The organism is Limnohabitans sp. MMS-10A-192 (assembly GCF_003063335.1).
GTDB lineage: Bacteria > Pseudomonadota > Gammaproteobacteria > Burkholderiales > Burkholderiaceae_C > Limnohabitans_A.
Genome location: NZ_NERX01000007.1, coordinates 47,907 through 66,341 on the forward strand (window position 1 = coordinate 47,907; position 18,435 = coordinate 66,341).

Here is an 18,435-nt window from a genome sequence, read left to right on the forward strand (position 1 = left end):
ATCCTCAGGCTTTTCGGGGGGCGTTCCAGGGCGTGACCTTCACGGCCAACGCCGTGACCGCGCCATAGAGCACCATGGCGATGGCCACCAAACCATAAAAGCTGTCGGCCGTGCCTTGGTGTTGGGCCAGCCAGTAACCCGCACCGGCGACCACCAGCAATCGCACCGTGCCCGCCAGCACCGGGCCAATCACCTGGCCTGCACCTTGCGATGCAAAGTACAGCGTCAGGCCCAGGCCAAAGAAGGGAAACGCAGGCCCGGCCGTGACCAGGTATTGCCGCGCATAGCCGAGCACTACCGGGTCTTGCGAGAACAAGCGGGCCCACAACTCGGGCGCCAGCGTGACCACCGCGCCAATCACGGCCAAGTTGAAGGCCGACACGCCACCGGCCACCCACGCCACGCGCCGTGCGCGGGCGGCGTTGCCTGCGCCCATGGCCATGCCCACCATGGGCACCGATGCCACGCCAATGCCAAAGGCGATCGGGATCAACAAAAACTCCAGCCGCTGGCCAATGCCGTAACCGGCCAGGGCTTCGGTGCCCAGTTGCGCCAGCATGCCGGTGAAAATCAAAATGGCCAGCACCGACTGAACCGGGGATAGACAGGCCACCGCGCCCACCTTGAGGATGTCGGCAAACATGCTGCGCTGCATTTCAAAGGCTTGCAGCTTCAGGCTCAAGCGGCCTTGACCACTCGTCAGGTACCACAGGAAATACACCACCCCCGTGGCCGTGGCGATGATGTGGCCCCAGGCCACGCCCACCATGCCCATGGCCGGGATCGGGCCTGCGCCCAGCGACAGCATGCCGCCCAGCACGATTTGCAAACCGGCGGTGGCCACCAGCGCCACCGAAGGCACCCGCATGTTGCCGGTGCCGCGCACAACAGACGCCAGGGTGTTGATCAGCCAGACGAAGAGCGCCCCCGCAAACAGCACCTGGGCATAGCGCACGGCTTCGGTCAGCACGGCGTCTTTGCCGCCCAGTGCGCTGTAAAAGCCGGGGCCCCAGATCAGGAAGATGGCGCTGTAGACCAAGCCCGCGCCGATGCCGATCAGCAAGGCATGCTGCAGCAGGGTTTGGGCGCGGGGCAAGTCCGATGCGCCCAGCGCCCGGCTGATGGCCGCGGACACGCCGCCGCCCATGGCGCCGGCCGACATCATTTGGGTGAGCATGGCAAACGGAAACACCAGGGCCATGGCCGCCAGCGGCGCGGTGCCCAGGCGGCCCACGTAATAGGTCTCGGCAATGCCCACCAGCACCGTCATGACCATGGCCAGCACATTGGGTGCAGCCAGGCGCAGCAAGGTGGGCAAGATGGGGCCGTGCAGCATGCGCTGCAGATCGTGGTGGGGTGTACTCATGCCCACATCTTGTCAGCTGGCGCTGGCCAAGCGGGTGACTTGGGCGACAGGGCCAGGGTCAGGTCACAGGGTCAGGTTACAGGGGATGTAGGCGGCGAGCTTTGCAGCAACTGGTCTATCGGCCAGTTCAGCAGTTCGCCCAAGCGGCACACCACCCAACGCGCTTCCACGGGCGAGACCACCGCAGGCTCGGCCAACAGGCCCAGCTCGCATTGCGTCAGCACCAACTCTTCGGTGATGCCCAGCGTGAACTGCATGTTGGCCGCTTTTTCGGTCAACAAGTTGGCGAGGTCTTCGCACAGCTCGTAGCGCTCGGCCATCTCGCGGTGGCCGATGCTGGGCTTGATCTTGCCGGGCGGCACATACAGCGCCGTGAAGCTCTCGGGCAGGTAGATCTGGTTGTCGTCGCTCATGCCCGGGTCAGGCTTTTTTGACGAATTCGGTTTTCAGCTGCATGGGGCCAAAGCCTTCGATCTTGCAGTCGATGTCATGGTCGCCTTCGATCAGGCGGATGTTCTTGACCTTGGTGCCGACCTTGACGACCGACGAGGAACCTTTGATTTTCAAGTCCTTGACCAGGGTGACGGTGTCACCGTCTTGCAGCACGTTGCCGTTGGCGTCTTTCCAGACCTTGGCCACGTCAGCGGCAGCGGCTTCGGCAGGGTTCCATTCGTGCCCGCAGCTGGGGCAGATCAACAGGTTGCCATCTTCGTAGGTGTATTCGTCGTGGCATTTCGGGCAGGCGGGCAGGGTGCTCATGGGGTTTCCTTATCGGGCTGGAGGATACCCCATGCGCAGCCGTGCTTATCCGTGCGGCGTGGCTTTCACAAAGGCACCACCTTGGTAGATGGCCGCCGGGTCCTTCGTGTCGATCACCGGCTGGCGCGCTTCCACCGCGCTGCGGAACACGTCCGACGAGTCCTGCGGTCGGTAGCCGATGTGCTTGGCATGGGTGTTGTCCCACCAGGTGGTCTGGTTGTCCGACATGCCGTAGATGATGCTGTGGCCCACGATAGGCGCGGTGAGCGCCGCGACGATCAGGCGCTCCAGGTCATCGTAGCTCAGGTAGGTGGCCAGCATGCGGCGGTCTTTGGGTTCGCTGAAAGACGAGCCGATGCGGATGCTCACCGTCTCGATGCCCCAGCGGTCCCAGTACAGCTGGGCCAGGTCTTCGCCAAAGGCTTTGGACAGGCCATAAAAACCATCGGGCTTGGGCGGCATGCGGGTGTTGACCACTTCGTCTTGCCGGTAAAAGCCGGTCACGTGGTTGGAGCTGGCGAACACGATGCGTTTGACACCTTTCAGGCGTGCGGCTTCGTACAGGTTGACCATGCCCACGATGTTGCCCGCCAAGATGGGCGCCCAGGGTTGCTCGGTGGACACACCGCCCATGTGCACCACGGCGCTCACGCCGTCGAGCAAGGCCATCATCTGCTCGGCGTCTTCCAGCGCAGCGGTGTGCACCTCTTCGCCAGCGGTCGCAGCGCCCAGGTCGCGCCGGTGGCTCACGCGCAGCACCTCGCAATAGGCTTTCAGCCGCGGGCGAAGTTCTTTGCCCAGATTGCCGCCAGCGCCCGTCAGCAGCAGGCGTGGGAACTTCAAGGGGGATGCGGGTGGGTTGAGCATGGTGTTCTGTGTGTTCAGTCTTTGAAACGGTCGGCCAAGGCTTGGGCGCTGTCGCGCAGCACGTTCTGGTCGGCCCCCACGGCCACAAACAGGCAGCCTTGCGCCACATAGTGTTTGGCCAGCGCTTCATCACCCGTCAAGATGCCGGCAGCCTTGCCGCACGCTTGGATGCGGGCAATCGCCTCGTCGATGACCTTGAGCACCTCGGGGTGCTTGGGGTTGCCCAAGTGGCCCAAAGCCGCAGACAAATCGCCGGGGCCGATGAAGACGCCATCGACACCTTCCACGTTGGCAATTTCTTCAATGTTTTTCAGGCCTTCAATGGTCTCGACCTGCAGCAGCACGCAGATTTCTTCAGCGCTGCGCTGGGCATAGCCTTTGACACGGCCATAGTGGCTGGCGCGGGGCGCACCGGCGTAACCGCGCACGCCTTGCGGTGGGTAGCGGGTGTACGACACCGCGTTGCGCGCTTCTTCGGCGGTCTGGATGTAGGGCACCAAGAGCGTTTGCACGCCGATGTCGAGCAGGCGCTTGAAGGTCACCATGTCGTTCCACGGGGGGCGCACGATGGGCGTGGCCGTGCCGCCTTGCATGGCCTGCAGTTGGGCCAGCACATCGGGCACTTCGTTGGGCGAGTGCTCCATGTCCAGCAGCAGCCAGTCGTAGCCGCAATGGGCCAGGATCTCGATGCTGATGGGGCTGCACAGGTGCGACCACAGGCCGATTTGTTTTTGGCCGCTCAGGATGGCGTGCTTGAAACGGTTGATGGGGAAGTCCATGGGGTGCTCCTCAAAGTGTGGGGGTGGGGCTGATCTGGAAATTGGCGGCGATCTCAAGAGCGCGCACGATGCCGGAGTGGTCCCAGCCTGCGCCGCCGTTGGCCACGCAGCTGCTCATCAGCTGTTGGGTGCTGGCGGTGTTGGGCAGGCTCAGGCCCATGGCCTTGGCGCCTTCCAGCGCCAGGTTCAGGTCTTTTTGGTGCAGCTCGATGCGAAAACCCGGGTTGAAGGTGCGCTTGATCATGCGCTCGCCATGCAGCTCCAGAATGCGGCTGGTGGCCAGGCCGCCCATCAGGGCCTGGCGCACTTTGGCGGGGTCGGCACCGGCTTTGGCGGCAAACAGCAGGGCTTCGCCTACGGCCTCGATGTTGAGCGCCACGATGATCTGGTTGGCCACTTTGCAGGTCTGGCCGCTGCCGTTGTCGCCGATCAGGGTGATGTTCTTGCCCATCAGCGCAAACAGGGGCTGCACTTTGTCGAAGGTGTCTTGCGAGCCGCCCACCATGATGGTCAGGCTGGCCGCCTTGGCGCCCACTTCACCGCCCGAGACCGGCGCGTCCAGGTAGTCGCAACCCAGCGCGTTGATCTTGGCGGCGAACTCTTTGGTGGCGATGGGCGAGATGGAGCTCATGTCCACCACGGTCTTGCCTGCGCTCAAGCCTTTGGCCACACCCTGCTGGCCAAACAACACGTCTTCAACATGCGGGGTGTCGGGCACCATGGTGAAGATGATGTCGGCTTGTTGCGCGACTTCGGCCGGGCTGGCGCAGGCTTTGGCGCCTTGTTCGAGCACGCCAGCGGGCACGCCGCTGCGCGAAAAAGCAAAGACCTCGTGGCCACCGGCCAGCAAATGTCCGGCCATGGGCGCGCCCATGATGCCCAAGCCAATGAATCCGAGTTTCATGATGTGTCCTTCTTTGGAGTGAATCGCCCGGGTGCTCAGCGCACCATGCAAGGCATCTTGTTGTTGAACTTCCAGCCAGGGATCAGGTACTGCATGGCGATGGCGTCATCGCGTGCGCCCAGGCCGTGCTGCTGGTACAGCTGGTTGGCTTTCATCACCGCGTCCATGTCCACCTCGATGCCCAGGCCGGGTTTGGCGGGCACATCGACGTAGCCTTCCTTGATTTGCAGCGGGTCTTTGGTCAGGAACTGGCCGTCTTGCCAGATCCAGTGCGTGTCGATGGCCGTGACCTTGCCCGGTGCCGCCGCGGCGCACTGGGTGAACATGGCCAGCGAAATGTCAAAGTGGTTGTTGGAGTGCGAGCCCCAAGTCAAGTCGTACATCTGGCACAGCTGCGCCACGCGCACCGAGCCTTGCAACGTCCAGAAATGCGGGTCGGCCAGCGGGATGTCGACCGACTGCAGCTGGATGCTGTGGGCCATCTCGCGCCAGTCGGTGGCGACCATGTTGGTGGCTGTGAGCAAGCCCGTGGCGCGGCGGAATTCGGCCATCACCTCGCGGCCGGAGAACACGCCTTCGGCACCGCAAGGGTCTTCGGCATAGGCCATGGTGCTGCGGTGGTCGCGCAGCAGGCGAATCGCGTCTTTGAGCAGCCAGCCGCCATTGGGGTCGAGCGTGATGCGCGCTTTGGGAAAGCGCTCGTGCAGGGCCACCACGGCTTCGACTTCTTCTTCGCCGCGCAGCACGCCGCCTTTGAGCTTGAAGTCCTGAAAGCCATAGCGCGCTTGTGCCGCTTCGGCCAGGCGCACCACCGCGTCGGCGGTCATGGCTTTTTCGTGGCGCAGGCGCAGCCAGTCGTCGGCTTGGTCTGGCTCGCTGCGGTAGGGCAGGTCGGTTTGTTGTCGGTCACCCACATAAAACAAGTAGCCCAACATTTGCACGCGCTGGCGCTGTTGGCCTTCGCCCAGCAGGGCGCACACCGGCACGTTCAGGTGCTGGCCCAGCAGGTCGAGCAGGGCGCTTTCCACGGCGGTGACGGCATGGATCGTGATGCGCAGGTCAAAGGTCTGCTGGCCCCGGCCACCACTGTCGCGGTCGGCAAACTGCTGGCGCATGGCCTGCAGCGCCGCGTTGTACTGGCCAATCGGCTGGCCTTCGACCAAGGGACGAGCGTCTTCCAGCGTCTGGCGGATTTTTTCGCCGCCGGGCACTTCGCCCACACCGGTGTGGCCCGAGGAGTCGGTCAGGATGACGATGTTGCGGGTGAAGAAGGGGCCGTGCGCGCCGCTGAGGTTCATCAGCATGCCGTCGTGGCCCGCCACGGGGATCACCTGCATGCGGGTGACGACAGGGGTGGAAGAAGGCTGGGACATGGTTGTGATGGCTGTGGATTTAACAGACATCGTACAACTTAAACCCGCATCGTGTGATGCGTGTTAACCCTTGTCAGCCGCTTCAGTGGTGGCTGGAGGCGCCTTTTTTGTGCCGGTCTCGGCTGTTGGACAGGTGGGTGCGCATGGCGGCGCGGGCCGATTCGGCGTCTTGCGCGGCAATCGCGTTCAGGATGTTTTCGTGCTCCTGGTGTACCCGCCGCAAATAGGCCAATCGGGTCGCATCGACGACGGGCGTGGTCTCCAGCCGTGCGCGGGGAATCGACTGCGATCCCAGCGAATTCATCATGTCGGCGAAGTGGTTGTTTTGCGTGGCGCGGGCGATTTCGTGGTGAAACTGAAAGTCTGCAGCAATCGCGTCTCGGCCTTCTTCGATGGCGCTCGAAAACGCGCTCATCGCCTCTTGCATGACGCGCAAATTGGCTTCGGTGCGCCGCACAGCGGCCAGGGCTGAGGCTTCGGTCTCGATGCTGATGCGCAATTCCAGCAATGCAATCACATCGTGCAAGGTGCTCAGTTGGCCCGGATTCACCCGAAATGATGGCGACTCCGATTGCGCCAGCACAAAGGTGCCGATGCCGTGGCGCGTCTCCACCAACCCAGCGGCTTGCAGTTTGGAAATCGCCTCGCGCACCACGGTGCGGCTCACGCCAAAGCGTTCCATGATGGCCGCTTCAGTGGGCAGTTTTTGGCCGCTGCTCAGGGTGCCATTCTGGATTTCGGCGCTCAGCTGATCGACCAACTCAAAGGTCAGACTGCGCGATTTGCGTTTTTCGGGGGCGGCTTGCGGGGTGTTCATCGGGTAAATACGCATTCCAGTTTCGACAGGGGGCTCACACAATCAACTTGTACGACAACTGATCACATCAAGCACTTGAAGCCAATGTATCAGAACATCGCCGCCACTTGCACCTTTTTTTCATGAACCCATACCAGCTCATCGCCGACACACCAGACCGCGTAGGGGAGTCCCCCGTCTGGGATGTGCGCCACCATCGCTTGTGGTGGGTGGACATTGAAGGCGCCTTCATCCGTTGCACCGCACCCGGCTCGACGGCGCCTGTGCAGTCCTGGCACATGCCTGAGCGTGTGGGTTGCATTGCACTCACGGTTGTTGAGGGGCAACTCATCGCCGCTATGGAAACGGGCATTGCCCGTGTCACGCTGCATGAGGGTGGGCAGGTGGACATCACTTGGCTGGCCCACATCCAGCATCCTGCCTCCGGCATGCGCTTCAACGACGGGCGTTGTGACGCCAGCGGCCGCTTGTGGGTGGGCACCATGGTGATGGACATGTCTTTGGCCTCTGACTTGGGTGGTCTGTATTGTTTGGACGAGCGGGGCCTCACGGGCCCGCACGTCACGGGCCTGCTCACACCCAATGGCTTGGGGCTCAGCCCCGATGGCCGCACGCTGTATTTGTCGGACTCGCACCCCAAGGTGCAAAAAATCTGGGCTTTTGATCTGGATGCGGCCACCGGCACTTTGACGAATCGCCGACTGTTTGTGGACATGAACGACTGGCCCGGTCGCCCCGATGGCGCGGCGGTCGATGCGCAAGGCCATTATTGGATTTGCGGCAACGACGCCGGGCAGATCCACGCATTCGACGCGCAAGGGCAGTGGCGCCAATCGCTCACGGTGCCCATGCCCAAGCCGTCCATGTGCGCTTTGGGTGGGGCCGATCTCGATCAAATGTTCGTGACCTCCATCATCCCGGCGCAGACGACCGAGGCCACACGTGGCCAAAGTGGCGCTGTCATTGCCTTGCAGCCTGGCGTGCGTGGTTTGCCCGAACCTGTGTTTTCCCGTTTTCCCGCAAGTGTGTAACGTGTTTTTCAAAAACTTAACCCTGGAGACAACACCATGAAACTCAAGCATTCCCTGATGGCCATCGCGGCCGCTTTGGCCTTGTCCGCCCAAGCCACCGAATTCCGCTCGGCCGACATCCACAACTCGGATGACTACCCCACCGTGGTGGCGGTCAAGCACATGAGCACCGTGCTCGACAAGTTGTCGGGTGGCAAGCACAAGATCAAGGTCTTCAACAAAGGCGCTTTGGGTTCTGAAAAAGAAACCATCGACCAGGTCAAGATCGGCGCGCTGGATTTGGTGCGTGTGAACGTCGCCCCGATGAACGGTGTTTGCCCCATGACCATGGTGCCGACCATGCCCTTCCTGTTCCGCTCGGTGGACCACATGCGCAAGTCGCTGGACGGCCCTGTGGGCGCAGAAATCTTGAAGAGCTGCGAGTCTGTGGGTTATGTGGGTCTGGCCTTTTATGACAGCGGCGCACGCTCCATCTACGCCAAGAAGGCCATTAAAAACGTGGCCGATGCCAAGGGCTTGAAGATCCGTGTGCAGCAGTCCGACCTGTGGGTGGCATTGGTCAGCGCCATGGGTGCGAACGCCACGCCCATGCCTTATGGCGAGGTGTACACGGGCCTCAAGACCGGCCTGATCGATGCCGCTGAAAACAACATCCCCTCGTTTGACACCGCCAAGCACGTGGAAGCCGTCAAGGTTTACTCCAAGACAGAGCACTCCATGGCGCCCGAGATTTTGGTGATGTCCAAAGTGGTGTGGGACAAACTGCCTGCCAACGAGCAAGCCATGATCCGCCAAGCGGCCAAAGAGTCGGTGGCTGTGCAGCGCAAGGCTTGGGACGAAGCCGAAAGCAAATCTTTGGCCAACGTCAAGGCTGCGGGTGCCGAGATCGTTGAAGTGGACAAGAAATCGTTCCAAGCCGTGATGGCCCCTGTGTACGACAAGTTCATGACCACGCCCGACATGAAGCGCGCGATCAAAGCCATCCAAGACACCAAGTGATGGGCTGAAACTTTTGTGCATCCCCTGTGCCCCTGACATCGTGTCAGGGGCAGGAGTTTTTCATGTTCACCAAATTTTGTGCGACCGTCTCCAAGATCTGTCTGGCCCTGGCCGTGATCGGATTGATCGCCGTGATCCTGTGCGTGCAGTGGCAGGTCATCGGTCGCTATGTGCTCAACGACACGCCGACCTGGGCCGAAGCACTGGCCATGTTGATCGTGCTCTTTGTCACCGCTTTCGGCCTGGCCGTGGGGGTGCGCGATGCGGGCCACATCGGCCTGGAGTCTCTGGTGGTTTTGCTGCCCCAAAAGTGGCAGCACCGCATTGAAATTTTGATCCACGCCCTGGTGGCTTTGTTTGGTTTTTTGATGGTGCAAGGTGGCTGGCTCTGGGCCTCTGCCAAGTGGGCCGAGAAAAAGCCCATGCTGCCCGTGCCCGATGGCATCGACTATGTGCCGGTGATCATTGCGGGCGCTTTGATCTTGCTTTTCTCCGTTGAACACATTGTTGCGCTCGTGCAAGGCAAAGTGGTCGAACCTGTTTGGGACTGATGCCATGGAACTGACCGTCCTTGCGCTGAGCTTCACGCTCTTGTTGATTTTGGGTGTGCCGGTGGCCTTTGCCATTGGCCTGTCTTCGGTGGCCACCATCATCGCCGCCGGTTTGCCAGTGGCCATGGTGTTCCAGAAAATGGTCGGCGGCATGCAGGTGTTCTCCTTCCTGGCCATCCCGTTTTTTGTGTTCGCCGGTGAGTTGATGCTCTACGGCGGCATTGCCGACCGCATCGTGCGCTTTGCCAACAGCCTGGTGGGCCATGTGCGCGGCGGTCTGGGCATGAGCAACGTGATCGGTTGCACCATTTTTGGTGGCGTGGCCGGATCGCCATTGGCCGATGTCTCGGCCATGGGCTCGGTCATGATCCCGCTCATGAAGAAAGAAGGGTACGACGCCGACTACGCGGTGAACGTGACCACGCACGCTGCGCTGGTGGGCGCCATCATGCCCACTTCGCACAACATGATCATCTTCACGCTGGCCGCTTCGGGCTTGGCGTCTGTGAGCGTGCTGGGTTTGATTTTGGCGGGCCTGGTGCCCGCCATCATCTTGACGCTGTGCAACTTGGGTGCGGCCTATTGGGTGGCGGTACGACGCGGTTACCCGATCCACGGCAACTTCCCCGGTTGGCTCGAAGTGCTCAAGTCCTTTGGCGCGGCCATGCCCGGCTTGTTTGTGGTGGTCATCATTTTGGGCGGCATCTTGTCGGGTGCATTCACGGCCACCGAGTCGGCCTCCATTGCCGTGGCCTGGGCCTTGTTTGTCACGGTGATCGTTTACCGAACCTTGACCTTTCAGAATTTTCTCAAGGCCTGCGCCAAGGCCTGCAAAACCACCGGCGTGGTGCTGCTCTTGATCGGTATTTCCAACGCCTTCGGTTACTTCATGGCCTTGTATGAGGTGCCACAGATGACCGGTGCGCTGATGCAAAAAATCAGCAGCGAACCTTGGGTCATCTTTTTGATGATCAACATCTTGTTGTTCATCCTGGGCACCTTCCTCGACATGGCCGCGACCATCTTGATCTGCACGCCGATCTTCATGCCGATCGCCATGCACTTTGGCATGGACCCGATGCAGTTCGGCATCATGCTGCTGATCAACTGCGCGCTGGGCCTGAACACGCCACCTGTCGGGTCGGTGCAGTTTGTGGGGTGCGCGATTGGCGGCATCTCGGTCGGGCAGGTCATGCGCACCATTGCGCCGTTCTACGGCGCTTTGACCCTGGCCATGCTGCTGGTGACCTATGTGCCGCAGTTCACACTGTGGCTGCCGAATTTGCTCAAGTGATGAAGACCTGTTCATGAGTTCTACCCGCGCACCTTTGGCGATCCGCATGCATCCGGCCGACAACGTGGCCATCATCGCCAACGACGGCGGCCTGACCGCGGGCACCGTCATGCCCGAAGGACCTGCGGCAGGCTTGATCCTGCGCGACAAGGTGCCGCAAGGCCACAAAGTCGCCTTGGTTGACTTGGCCCAAGGCCAGGCCGTGCTGCGCTACAACGTGCCGGTGGGCTATGCCCGCCAAGCCATTGCGGCGGGCAGCTGGGTGCACGAGCGTTTGCTGGACATTCCACCAGCACGCGAACTGCAAGGCCTGCCCATGGCCACCGTCCAGCCCGCGCCGCAAGCCCCGCTGGAAGGCTTCACCTTTGAAGGCTATGTCAACGCCGACGGTTCGGTGGGCACACGCAATTTGCTGGCCATCACCACCACGGTGCAATGCGTGGCCGGGGTGGTCAAGGTGGCGGTGGAGCGCATTGAGCGCGAGTTGTTGCCGCTGTTTCCGCAGGTCGATGGCGTGGTGGGGCTGGAACACACTTATGGCTGTGGCGTGGCGATTGACGCACCTGGCGCCGAGATCCCGATCCGCACCCTGCGCCACATCAGCCTGAACCCCAACTTTGGTGGCGAGGTGATGGTGGTCAGTTTGGGTTGCGAAAAACTGCAGCCTGATCGTTTACTCCCTGCAGGCAGCTTCCCGATCCATGATGCACGCGAGAAAGACCAAGGCCCTGACCTGGTCTGCCTGCAAGACGATGCGCATGTGGGCTTCATGTCCATGATCGAGCACATCGTGCAAAGTGCACGCCCGCACCTGGAGCGATTGAATGCCCGCCGCCGCCAAACGGTGCCAGCCAGCGCGCTGGTGGTGGGTGTGCAGTGCGGTGGCAGCGACGCGTTTTCAGGCGTCACGGCCAACCCGGCCGTGGGCTACATGGCCGACCTGATCGTGTGTGCGGGTGGCACCGTGATGTTTTCGGAAAACACCGAAGTGCGCGATGCGGTGGAGCAACTCACCAGCCGCGCCGCCACGCCCCAGGTGGCCGATGACATCGTGCGTGAACTCGCTTGGTACGACCAGTACCTCGACCGTGGCCGTGTGGACCGCACCGCCAACACCACGCCGGGCAACAAGGCGGGGGGCTTGTCCAACATCGCCGAAAAAGCCATGGGCTCCATCATCAAGAGCGGCAGCTCGGCCATTGCCAGTGTGCTGGCCCCGGGTGACAAGCTCAAGGCGGACCAAAAAGGCCTCGTGTTTGCCGCCACACCCGCCAGCGATTTCATTTGCGGCACCTTGCAGCTGGCCGCAGGCATGAACGTGCACGTGTTCACCACCGGGCGCGGCACACCCTATGGCTTGCAGGCTTGCCCCGTGGTCAAGGTGGCCACCCGTACCGATCTGGCTCGCCGCTGGCACGACCTGATGGACATGAACGCCGGGCGCATCGCTGACGGCGAGATCACCATCGAAGAAGCCGGCTGGGAGCTGTTCCGCATGATGCTGGACGTGGCCAGTGGCCGCAAAACCTGGGCCGAGCAGTGGAAGTTGCACAACGCCCTGGTGCTGTTCAATCCTGCACCCATCACCTGAACCACTTGATCACAACGAGGAGACACACCATGACACAACGCCGCCAATTCATCCAGTCCGCCGTGGCCTGCGCCGCTGCCGCCATGGCACCCGCTGCCTTCAGCCAAGCAGCGCCTTGGCCCTCCAAGCCGATCAACTACCTGGTCGCCTTTCCAGCCGGTGGCACCACCGACATCCTGGCCCGTGTGGTCTCGCAAAAACTGGGTACGGCGCTGGGCACCAACTTGGTCATTGAAAACAAAGGCGGTGCGGGCGGCAGCGTGGGCTCCGAGATCGCGGCACGCGCTCCGGCCGACGGCTACAACCTGCTGGGCGGCACCATCAGCTCGCACGCCATCAACGTGAGCCTGTACCCCAAGCTGGGCTATGACCCGATCAAATCGTTCACGCCCGTCTACCTGTATGGCACCAACCCGGTGGTGTTGGTGGTGGCGGCCAACAGCCCTTACAAAACACTCAAAGACTTGCTGACCGCCGCCAAAGCCAACCCCGGCAAACTGTCCGGCGCATCGGCGGGGAACGGCACATCGCAGCATTTGGCGCAAGAGTTGTTGGCGTTCAAAGGCGGCGTCAAATTCACCCACGTGCCTTACAAAGGCAGCGCACCCGCCATCCAGGATGTGATGAGCGGCCAGGTGGACTTCATGTTCGACACCACCGTGGTGGCAGGGGCCCACATCCAGAGCGGCAAGCTGCGCGCCTTGGCCGTGACCTCGGCCAAGCGCCTGAGCGACTCGCTGCCCGATGTGCCCACCGTGGCCGAGTCGGGCTGGCCCGGCACACAAGGTTTTGAGGTGGTGTCCTGGCAAGCCTTGTTTGCCCCCGCAGGCACACCCAAGCCCATCGTGGACAAACTGCACGCCGAAATTTTGAAGATCATCCAGACACCCGAAATGCAAGAGCGCATCAAAGGTCTGGGCATGCAGCCATCGACCCTGACGCCTGAACAGGTTCAGGCTTTCCAGAAAGCCGAAATCGAGAAGTGGGCGCAGGTCATCAAGGCGGCGAACATCAAGCTGGACTGAGCCCCCCCAGTCAACCAGCTTCGGCCAGTCAGCCCACCTGCCCTTGCAGCAGGTGGGCTTTTTTTCATCAGCTGGGGCGCTTCATCTGGCACGAAGTGGGTTGGGCGCTGATGTAGGAGTCCCAAGTCACTTCGGTGCGGAAACCGTAGCCGGTGTTTTCGGCGTCGTACTTCACACCTTTGCTGCCTTTTTTGGCCCAGATGCCCAGGTACAGCGGCGCTTCGAGCTGGTGGTCGTTCTTGCGCATCTTCACTTCACCGATGGGGCTCTTGTAAGTCATGCCTTCCAGCGCGAAAGCGACCTTCTTGGCATCGGTGGACTGGGCCTTGCGCATGGCTTCACGCAGCATGTTCATGGTGTTCCAGTGGGCGGCAAAGATGAAGTCTTCGTTGTATTTCTTCTTGTAGTCCACATAGATTTTTTCCAGCTCGGGCGTGGGGGCGTTGTGCACCCAGTTCCAGATCACGCCGACCTTACCGTCGCCCCAAGCGCCCAGCTGTGCGGGTGTGCCGGGGTTGTTGGCGTTCAGGGTGAAGTAGTTGATGTTCAGACCAAAGTCGCGTGCCGACTTGAACATCAGCGTCAGGTCGCTGCCCCAGTTGGAGGTAATCACGGTGTCGGCCCCCGAAGCGGCGATCTTGGCCACATAGGAAGCAAAGTCACGCGTTTGCGCAATCGGGATGAAGTCGTCGCCCACGATCTGGATGTCGGGCCGCTTGCGGGCCAGGTATTCCTTGGCGGCTTTGGACACTTGCCTGCCGTGCGTGTAGTCCTGGTTGATCAGGTACACCTTCTTGATGTCCTTGCGGCTTTGCATGTAGGTGGACAAGGCCTCCATCTTCATCTCGCTAGAGGGGTAGAAACGGAAGTGCCAGAAGCTGCAGCGCTCGTTGGTCAGCATCGGGTCCATCGCGGAATAGTTGAGGTAGACCGTCGCGCGGTCAGGCTCACGTTCGGCCAGTTTGTTGAGCGCGTCCACCAGCGCCAGAGCCACCCCCGAGCCACCCCCTTGCGTGATGAAGCGGATACCGCGGTCGTTGGCCGCTTTCAAGGCGTTCAGGCTTTCTTGGGGCGAGCCTTTGTTATCGAAATCAACGATTTCGAACTGCGGGTCTTTGGGTCCGGCTTTGGCGTTGAGCTGGATGACCACTTCGCGCAGTTGCTTGAGCGAGCTTTGGCCCGTCAGGGCAAAGGGGCCAGAGAGCAGATCGACAAAGCCGATCTTGACAGTCTCGGCCGCTTGGCTGCCCATGCTGGCAGCCAGTGCGGTCGCGCAGAGCGACCACTTCAGCCAATTTTGAATCTGGGAATTTCGCATCACGTTGTGTCTCCTGGTGTTGATCGGCTCAAAGTTCAATAGGGCCGGCGTTCTGCTGGCAATGCCCTTGGGCAACAGAGGCAAAGTGATGATCGCAAACCGTGGCCTGTGGCACTGTCTCTTAGGTGCGGCACCGCCTGGCCGCTACTGGTACGGTTTGTTTTTTGGAGTGAAAGCCATGCAAAAAAGACTGTTCAACTGGGCTGTGCCTGTACTGTTGGCACTGGCCGCTTTGCCCGTAGCCGCCCAAACCGCATACCCCACCAAGCCCATCAAGATCGTTGTGCCGTTCCCGGCGGGTGGCACCTCTGACGTGCTGGCCCGCATGCTGGGCCAGAAGATGACCGAGAGCTGGGGCCAGCCCGTGGTGGTTGAGAACAAGCCCGGCTCCAGCGGCAACCTGGGGGCCGACGCGGTGGCCAAGTCGGCTGCGGACGGCTACACCCTGGTGCTGATGGATGTGGGCAATCTTGTCATCAGCCCGGCCTTGTTCAAGTTGCCCTTCAACGTGGCCAACGACTTTGCGCCGGTGGCCATGGTGGCCTATTCGCCGCACCTGCTGGCCGTGAGCACCAAGGTGCCCGCCAACACCCCGGCCGAGCTGGTGGCCTACGCCAAAGCGCAAAAGGGCAAGCTCAACTACGCGGTGGCCGCAGGCATGGGCAGCGCCTCGCACCTGGCAGGCGTCATGTACGCGCAGCGCAACGGCATTGAGTGGGGCTATGTGCCCTACAAAGGTGGCGCACAAGCCATCACCGATTTGATCGGCGGCCAGGTGGACGTGATGTTCAATGGCATGGTTGCCACCTACCCGCATGTGAAAGCGGGCAAGATCAAACTGATCGCCATCTCGAGTGCCAAGCGCAACGCGCAAACGCCAGAGACGCCCACCGTGGCCGAAAGCCTGCCGGGCTTTTTGACGGGGAGCTTTCAGGGCCTGCTGGCCCCGGCGGGCACGCCGAAGGCCGTGATCGACAAACTGCACGCCGAAGTGCAACGCATCGCCGCCATGCCCGATGTGCGCGAGCGCCTGACCACCCTGGGCGCAGAGCCCTCGGGCATGAGCACGGCGGAGTTTGGCAACTGGCTCAAGGCCGAGATCCCGGCCATGGCCAAGATCGTGAAGGACGAGAGGATCACGGTGGAGTGAAGGGGGAATGTGATGGTCAGATCAATGGCATCGGCCATCAGCTGATAACTGCTGTCCGAAACTGAACGTTCCTTTAAAGCTGCGAGCGGATTGCGCTATACGGAAACCACTGCCAGGATTTGACCCAATGTGGTCGGTCGTGTGTTTGTGGTATCGAGATCTGGGGCGGACATTAAGACCGTTCAGATATTGAACACCTCGTTGAGCGCCTGCTTCCCCCAGCAGTTGTAAAAATCATGGATTGTTTTTTCTCTGCACGAGCGCCATGGCGCATGGCTGAGCTGAAGATTGCAAGAACTTGCACAGACCCCAGCGGCTGATTGAAAAACAGGGCGCTTGTGATCATCGTCACGATGGGCAGCATGAAAGTTGAGATGCCTGAAACCGCCGCAGGCAAATTCGTGCAAGTTGAAATCAGGCACTATTACCCAAGCACATTGGGAAAAAGTAATGTAGCCGATCACCAAAACGTTAGTTCATGACGGTACGCAGGGTTCTTTTGGGGCTTGAATGATCGCAATCCTGGTCACAGGGATTCAAGAGAACGCCCGAAAAGTCCAGATCGAAATTTCGCTAACGGCAAGTTGGAACAGGCCCCAATTCGTGCCTCACATGACAGTCAAAGCGGCAATGTATGGGAGTCCATTTTCCCGGGGTGAAGACGTTTGTTGCATCGCTGAGTGCCGTTGGTCGATTGCTGAAGAACCCCATTGAGATTTACATGTGAACGAGGTTATTCATAGGTATCATGTTCAACAGTTGGAAATAAATTTTTAAGTGAGGTTGATGTGACGTCGGAAATCGATGAGCTGCCAAGCAGCATGGGCGAAGGCGAGCGCCGCAGTTATTCGGCACCCGCATTGGAAAAAGGCTTGGATATATTGGAAATCCTTTGCCACAGCGAGCGACCCATGACGCAAAAAGAGATCGCTCAAGGTCTTGGTCGAACGGTTGGTGAAATCTATCGAATGGTCGCGTGCCTTGTTGAGCGCAACTATGTCAGCCAAGTTGACGACAACACTTACATCATCACAACCAAGTTGTATGAGCTTGCGCACATCAACCCCCCTACACATCGATTGATGTTTGAGGCCGTTCCGATCATGAAACGCCTCGCGATGGAACTGGATCAGTCTTGTCATTTGACCGTTTATTCGCAGGGAAAACAGGTCGTTCTGGCCAAGGTGGATACGCCCAGCGGCATGGGTTTCAGTGTCCGTACAGGATCAGAGCTGGATGTGTTGATTTCAGTGTCCGGGCGGGTTTTGTTGGCCTTCCAAAATGAAGAAACAACCAAACTTTGGCTCGAGGAATCAGTTCAACGAAAACCTGAGCAATCGGATCCGCAGATCCAAGCCATTCTTGAATCCATTCGAAAGATCGGCTTCGAGTCGGTCCCCAGTGTGCAGGTGCGTGGGCTGTACGCAGTCAGCTTTCCCATCCTGGATACCCAAGGCCATGCCATGGCGGCACTGACGGTTCCGTACTCTGAGCGCATTGATCAAAATAAACGCAAGTCGATTCCAGAAGTTACAGCAGCTTTGGGCGCTGCTGCTCGAAACATTTCTGAGCGGCTAGGCGGCGGCAAAGGTTCAACGCTTGGCTGAACGCTTACCGCCGGGTGGTCATTCCATCAGTCGACCCTTGCGCCGGACTGTTTCACAACCCGAGCCCATTTATTCAGCTCAGACTTGGTGAAAGCCGCAAATTCTTCGGCTGTATTACCAACAGGTTCAGCACCCAGTGCCAAGAATCTGTCGCGTACTTCCGGCAAGCGTGTGATCTGAGCAATTTCGTTCGACAGTTTCTGAACGATGGCTTGTGGCATGGCCTTAGGTGCCCACATGCCGTACCACGTACTGAAATTAAAGCCGGGGATGCCACTTTCAGCGATGGTCGGCACATTGGGCAATGCCGAAGATCGTTTTTGTGTGGTGACTGCGATGGCCTTCAATGCGCCCGATTTGATGAAAGGTTGGCTCGATGGCAAGGAGTCAAACATCATCTGGACTTGTCCGCTGAGCAAGTCCGTGAGTGCAGGGGCGCTCCCTTTGTAAGGGACGTGCTGCATGTTTTCAATGCCTGTTGCCACCTTGAATGCTTCACCTGCCAAGTGCGGCGCAGTGGCGTTCCCTGACGAAGCAAAATTGACAGGCGTTTTGGATGACTTCACCCAAGCGATCAGTTCTTTGACAGTTTGTGCAGGCGTTTGAGCGTTGACAACCAGGACAAGCGGAACGTCCGCAAGGTTGCTCAGCGGTGTGAAGTCTGCAATCGCGTCGTATCGGGTTTTATCGTACAAGCTTGGGTTGATCACATGCAATGAAGCATTGACCAGCAAGGTATATCCATCTGCTTGTGATTTGGCGACCATGTCAGCGCCGATCATGCCGCTCGCGCCCGGTTTGTTGTCAACGACAAAGCTTTGGCCCAAGCGCTCAGAAAGTTTTTGCGCCACGATGCGCCCCAGTACATCTGTTGGACCACCCGGTGGAAATGGAATGATCACTTTGACAGTGCGACTGGGGAACTCTTGTGCCCAGACAGGCAGGGACCCAAAGGTAAGGCAGCTGCCCAGCGTTTGTAAAACATGACGACGATTCATGGTTTT

General features: G+C 60.3%; 19 protein-coding genes. 8 read left to right on the top strand and 11 right to left on the bottom strand.

Annotated elements, in window-relative coordinates; all coding sequences use genetic code 11:
• Window positions 1-4: 4 nt before the first annotated feature.
• The 8 genes from B9Z43_RS13875 to B9Z43_RS13910 all read right to left on the bottom strand — a co-directional run bounded on the left by B9Z43_RS13875 (window position 5) and on the right by B9Z43_RS13910 (window position 6,880).
• Window positions 5-1,366, bottom strand: coding sequence for an MATE family efflux transporter (locus B9Z43_RS13875; RefSeq protein WP_108326549.1), 1,362 nt, complete (start codon window positions 1,364-1,366; stop codon window positions 5-7).
• Window positions 1,367-1,437: 71 nt separating this feature from the next.
• The gene (locus B9Z43_RS13880; RefSeq protein ID WP_108326550.1) at window positions 1,438-1,779 is read right to left on the bottom strand and encodes an ATPase with chaperone activity; all 342 of its coding nucleotides are present in this window, start codon (window positions 1,777-1,779) and stop codon (window positions 1,438-1,440) included.
• 7 nt (window positions 1,780-1,786) lie between these two features.
• Window positions 1,787-2,125: a zinc ribbon domain-containing protein YjdM gene (locus B9Z43_RS13885; protein WP_108326551.1), complete on the bottom strand. Its 339-nt coding sequence runs from the start codon at window positions 2,123-2,125 to the stop codon at window positions 1,787-1,789.
• A gap of 45 nt (window positions 2,126-2,170) precedes the next feature.
• Window positions 2,171-2,992, bottom strand: coding sequence for an NAD(P)-dependent oxidoreductase (locus B9Z43_RS13890; protein WP_108326552.1), 822 nt, complete (start codon window positions 2,990-2,992; stop codon window positions 2,171-2,173).
• A 14-nt stretch (window positions 2,993-3,006) separates the two neighbouring features.
• Window positions 3,007-3,771 (bottom strand): HpcH/HpaI aldolase/citrate lyase family protein, encoded by a 765-nt coding sequence (locus tag B9Z43_RS13895; protein WP_108326553.1) that lies wholly within the window; start codon window positions 3,769-3,771, stop codon window positions 3,007-3,009.
• Between the two features lie 10 nt (window positions 3,772-3,781).
• Complete coding sequence (locus B9Z43_RS13900; RefSeq protein WP_255417102.1) at window positions 3,782-4,699, bottom strand: 2-hydroxy-3-oxopropionate reductase; 918 nt, start codon at window positions 4,697-4,699, stop codon at window positions 3,782-3,784.
• An 11-nt stretch (window positions 4,700-4,710) separates the two neighbouring features.
• Window positions 4,711-6,048, bottom strand: a complete 1,338-nt coding sequence (gene gudD, locus B9Z43_RS13905; protein ID WP_108326554.1) for a glucarate dehydratase — start codon at window positions 6,046-6,048, stop codon at window positions 4,711-4,713.
• 82 nt (window positions 6,049-6,130) lie between these two features.
• Window positions 6,131-6,880, bottom strand: a complete 750-nt coding sequence (locus B9Z43_RS13910; RefSeq protein ID WP_369910336.1) for a FadR/GntR family transcriptional regulator — start codon at window positions 6,878-6,880, stop codon at window positions 6,131-6,133.
• Window positions 6,881-6,987: 107 nt separating this feature from the next.
• On the opposite strand from B9Z43_RS13910, the gene B9Z43_RS13915 reads away from it, so the two are divergent.
• The 6 genes from B9Z43_RS13915 (at window position 6,988) to B9Z43_RS13940 (ending at window position 13,356) form a co-directional block, all read left to right on the top strand.
• A complete protein-coding gene (locus tag B9Z43_RS13915) occupies window positions 6,988-7,896 on the top strand; it encodes an SMP-30/gluconolactonase/LRE family protein (protein WP_108326556.1) in 909 nt (302 codons plus the stop codon).
• A gap of 36 nt (window positions 7,897-7,932) precedes the next feature.
• A complete protein-coding gene (locus tag B9Z43_RS13920) occupies window positions 7,933-8,895 on the top strand; it encodes a TRAP transporter substrate-binding protein (RefSeq protein ID WP_108326557.1) in 963 nt (320 codons plus the stop codon).
• Between the two features lie 62 nt (window positions 8,896-8,957).
• The gene (locus B9Z43_RS13925) at window positions 8,958-9,446 is read left to right on the top strand and encodes a TRAP transporter small permease (RefSeq protein WP_108326558.1); all 489 of its coding nucleotides are present in this window, start codon (window positions 8,958-8,960) and stop codon (window positions 9,444-9,446) included.
• Between the two features lie 4 nt (window positions 9,447-9,450).
• The gene (locus B9Z43_RS13930) at window positions 9,451-10,740 is read left to right on the top strand and encodes a TRAP transporter large permease (RefSeq protein ID WP_108326559.1); all 1,290 of its coding nucleotides are present in this window, start codon (window positions 9,451-9,453) and stop codon (window positions 10,738-10,740) included.
• Window positions 10,741-10,753: 13 nt separating this feature from the next.
• Window positions 10,754-12,331 carry a galactarate dehydratase gene (garD, locus tag B9Z43_RS13935; protein ID WP_233250097.1) on the top strand — a complete coding sequence of 526 codons (1,578 nt, stop codon included), beginning with the start codon at window positions 10,754-10,756 and terminating at the stop codon, window positions 12,329-12,331.
• Between the two features lie 29 nt (window positions 12,332-12,360).
• Complete coding sequence (locus B9Z43_RS13940; RefSeq protein WP_369910340.1) at window positions 12,361-13,356, top strand: Bug family tripartite tricarboxylate transporter substrate binding protein; 996 nt, start codon at window positions 12,361-12,363, stop codon at window positions 13,354-13,356.
• A 67-nt stretch (window positions 13,357-13,423) separates the two neighbouring features.
• On the opposite strand, the gene B9Z43_RS13945 is transcribed toward B9Z43_RS13940, so the two are convergent.
• Window positions 13,424-14,674 carry a branched-chain amino acid ABC transporter substrate-binding protein gene (locus B9Z43_RS13945; protein WP_108326560.1) on the bottom strand — a complete coding sequence of 417 codons (1,251 nt, stop codon included), beginning with the start codon at window positions 14,672-14,674 and terminating at the stop codon, window positions 13,424-13,426.
• A gap of 178 nt (window positions 14,675-14,852) precedes the next feature.
• On the opposite strand from B9Z43_RS13945, the gene B9Z43_RS13950 reads away from it, so the two are divergent.
• Window positions 14,853-15,824 carry a tripartite tricarboxylate transporter substrate binding protein gene (locus B9Z43_RS13950; protein ID WP_108326694.1) on the top strand — a complete coding sequence of 324 codons (972 nt, stop codon included), beginning with the start codon at window positions 14,853-14,855 and terminating at the stop codon, window positions 15,822-15,824.
• A gap of 182 nt (window positions 15,825-16,006) precedes the next feature.
• Here B9Z43_RS13950 and B9Z43_RS17075 read toward each other — a convergent pair whose 3' ends face one another.
• Window positions 16,007-16,231, bottom strand: coding sequence for a hypothetical protein (locus B9Z43_RS17075; RefSeq protein ID WP_146183930.1), 225 nt, complete (start codon window positions 16,229-16,231; stop codon window positions 16,007-16,009).
• A gap of 381 nt (window positions 16,232-16,612) precedes the next feature.
• Here B9Z43_RS17075 and B9Z43_RS13955 point away from each other — a divergent pair, with 381 nt between their 5' ends.
• Window positions 16,613-17,431, top strand: a complete 819-nt coding sequence (locus B9Z43_RS13955) for an IclR family transcriptional regulator (RefSeq protein ID WP_199222317.1) — start codon at window positions 16,613-16,615, stop codon at window positions 17,429-17,431.
• Window positions 17,432-17,457: 26 nt separating this feature from the next.
• Here the strand turns inward: B9Z43_RS13955 and B9Z43_RS13960 are convergent, their stop codons facing one another.
• Window positions 17,458-18,429 carry a tripartite tricarboxylate transporter substrate binding protein gene (locus B9Z43_RS13960; RefSeq protein ID WP_108326696.1) on the bottom strand — a complete coding sequence of 324 codons (972 nt, stop codon included), beginning with the start codon at window positions 18,427-18,429 and terminating at the stop codon, window positions 17,458-17,460.
• Between the last annotated feature and the right edge of the window lie 6 nt (window positions 18,430-18,435).

Excerpts from the sequence above, each read along its gene's own strand:
- B9Z43_RS13915 (WP_108326556.1), top strand. The coding sequence starts at position 6,988 with ATGAACCCATACCAGCTCATCGCCGACACACCAGACCGCGTAGGGGAG.
- B9Z43_RS13920 (WP_108326557.1), top strand. The coding sequence starts at position 7,933 with ATGAAACTCAAGCATTCCCTGATGGCCATCGCGGCCGCTTTGGCCTTG.
- B9Z43_RS13910 (WP_369910336.1), bottom strand. The coding sequence starts at position 6,880 with ATGCGTATTTACCCGATGAACACCCCGCAAGCCGCCCCCGAAAAACGC.
- B9Z43_RS13945 (WP_108326560.1), bottom strand. The coding sequence starts at position 14,674 with ATGCGAAATTCCCAGATTCAAAATTGGCTGAAGTGGTCGCTCTGCGCG.
- B9Z43_RS13930 (WP_108326559.1), top strand. The coding sequence starts at position 9,451 with ATGGAACTGACCGTCCTTGCGCTGAGCTTCACGCTCTTGTTGATTTTG.
- B9Z43_RS13950 (WP_108326694.1), top strand. The coding sequence starts at position 14,853 with ATGCAAAAAAGACTGTTCAACTGGGCTGTGCCTGTACTGTTGGCACTG.
- B9Z43_RS13925 (WP_108326558.1), top strand. The coding sequence starts at position 8,958 with ATGTTCACCAAATTTTGTGCGACCGTCTCCAAGATCTGTCTGGCCCTG.
- B9Z43_RS13895 (WP_108326553.1), bottom strand. The coding sequence starts at position 3,771 with ATGGACTTCCCCATCAACCGTTTCAAGCACGCCATCCTGAGCGGCCAA.
- B9Z43_RS13875 (WP_108326549.1), bottom strand. The coding sequence starts at position 1,366 with ATGAGTACACCCCACCACGATCTGCAGCGCATGCTGCACGGCCCCATC.
- B9Z43_RS13890 (WP_108326552.1), bottom strand. The coding sequence starts at position 2,992 with ATGCTCAACCCACCCGCATCCCCCTTGAAGTTCCCACGCCTGCTGCTG.
- garD (WP_233250097.1), top strand. The coding sequence starts at position 10,754 with ATGAGTTCTACCCGCGCACCTTTGGCGATCCGCATGCATCCGGCCGAC.
- B9Z43_RS13960 (WP_108326696.1), bottom strand. The coding sequence starts at position 18,429 with ATGAATCGTCGTCATGTTTTACAAACGCTGGGCAGCTGCCTTACCTTT.
- B9Z43_RS13940 (WP_369910340.1), top strand. The coding sequence starts at position 12,361 with ATGACACAACGCCGCCAATTCATCCAGTCCGCCGTGGCCTGCGCCGCT.
- B9Z43_RS13880 (WP_108326550.1), bottom strand. The coding sequence starts at position 1,779 with ATGAGCGACGACAACCAGATCTACCTGCCCGAGAGCTTCACGGCGCTG.
- B9Z43_RS13885 (WP_108326551.1), bottom strand. The coding sequence starts at position 2,125 with ATGAGCACCCTGCCCGCCTGCCCGAAATGCCACGACGAATACACCTAC.
- gudD (WP_108326554.1), bottom strand. The coding sequence starts at position 6,048 with ATGTCCCAGCCTTCTTCCACCCCTGTCGTCACCCGCATGCAGGTGATC.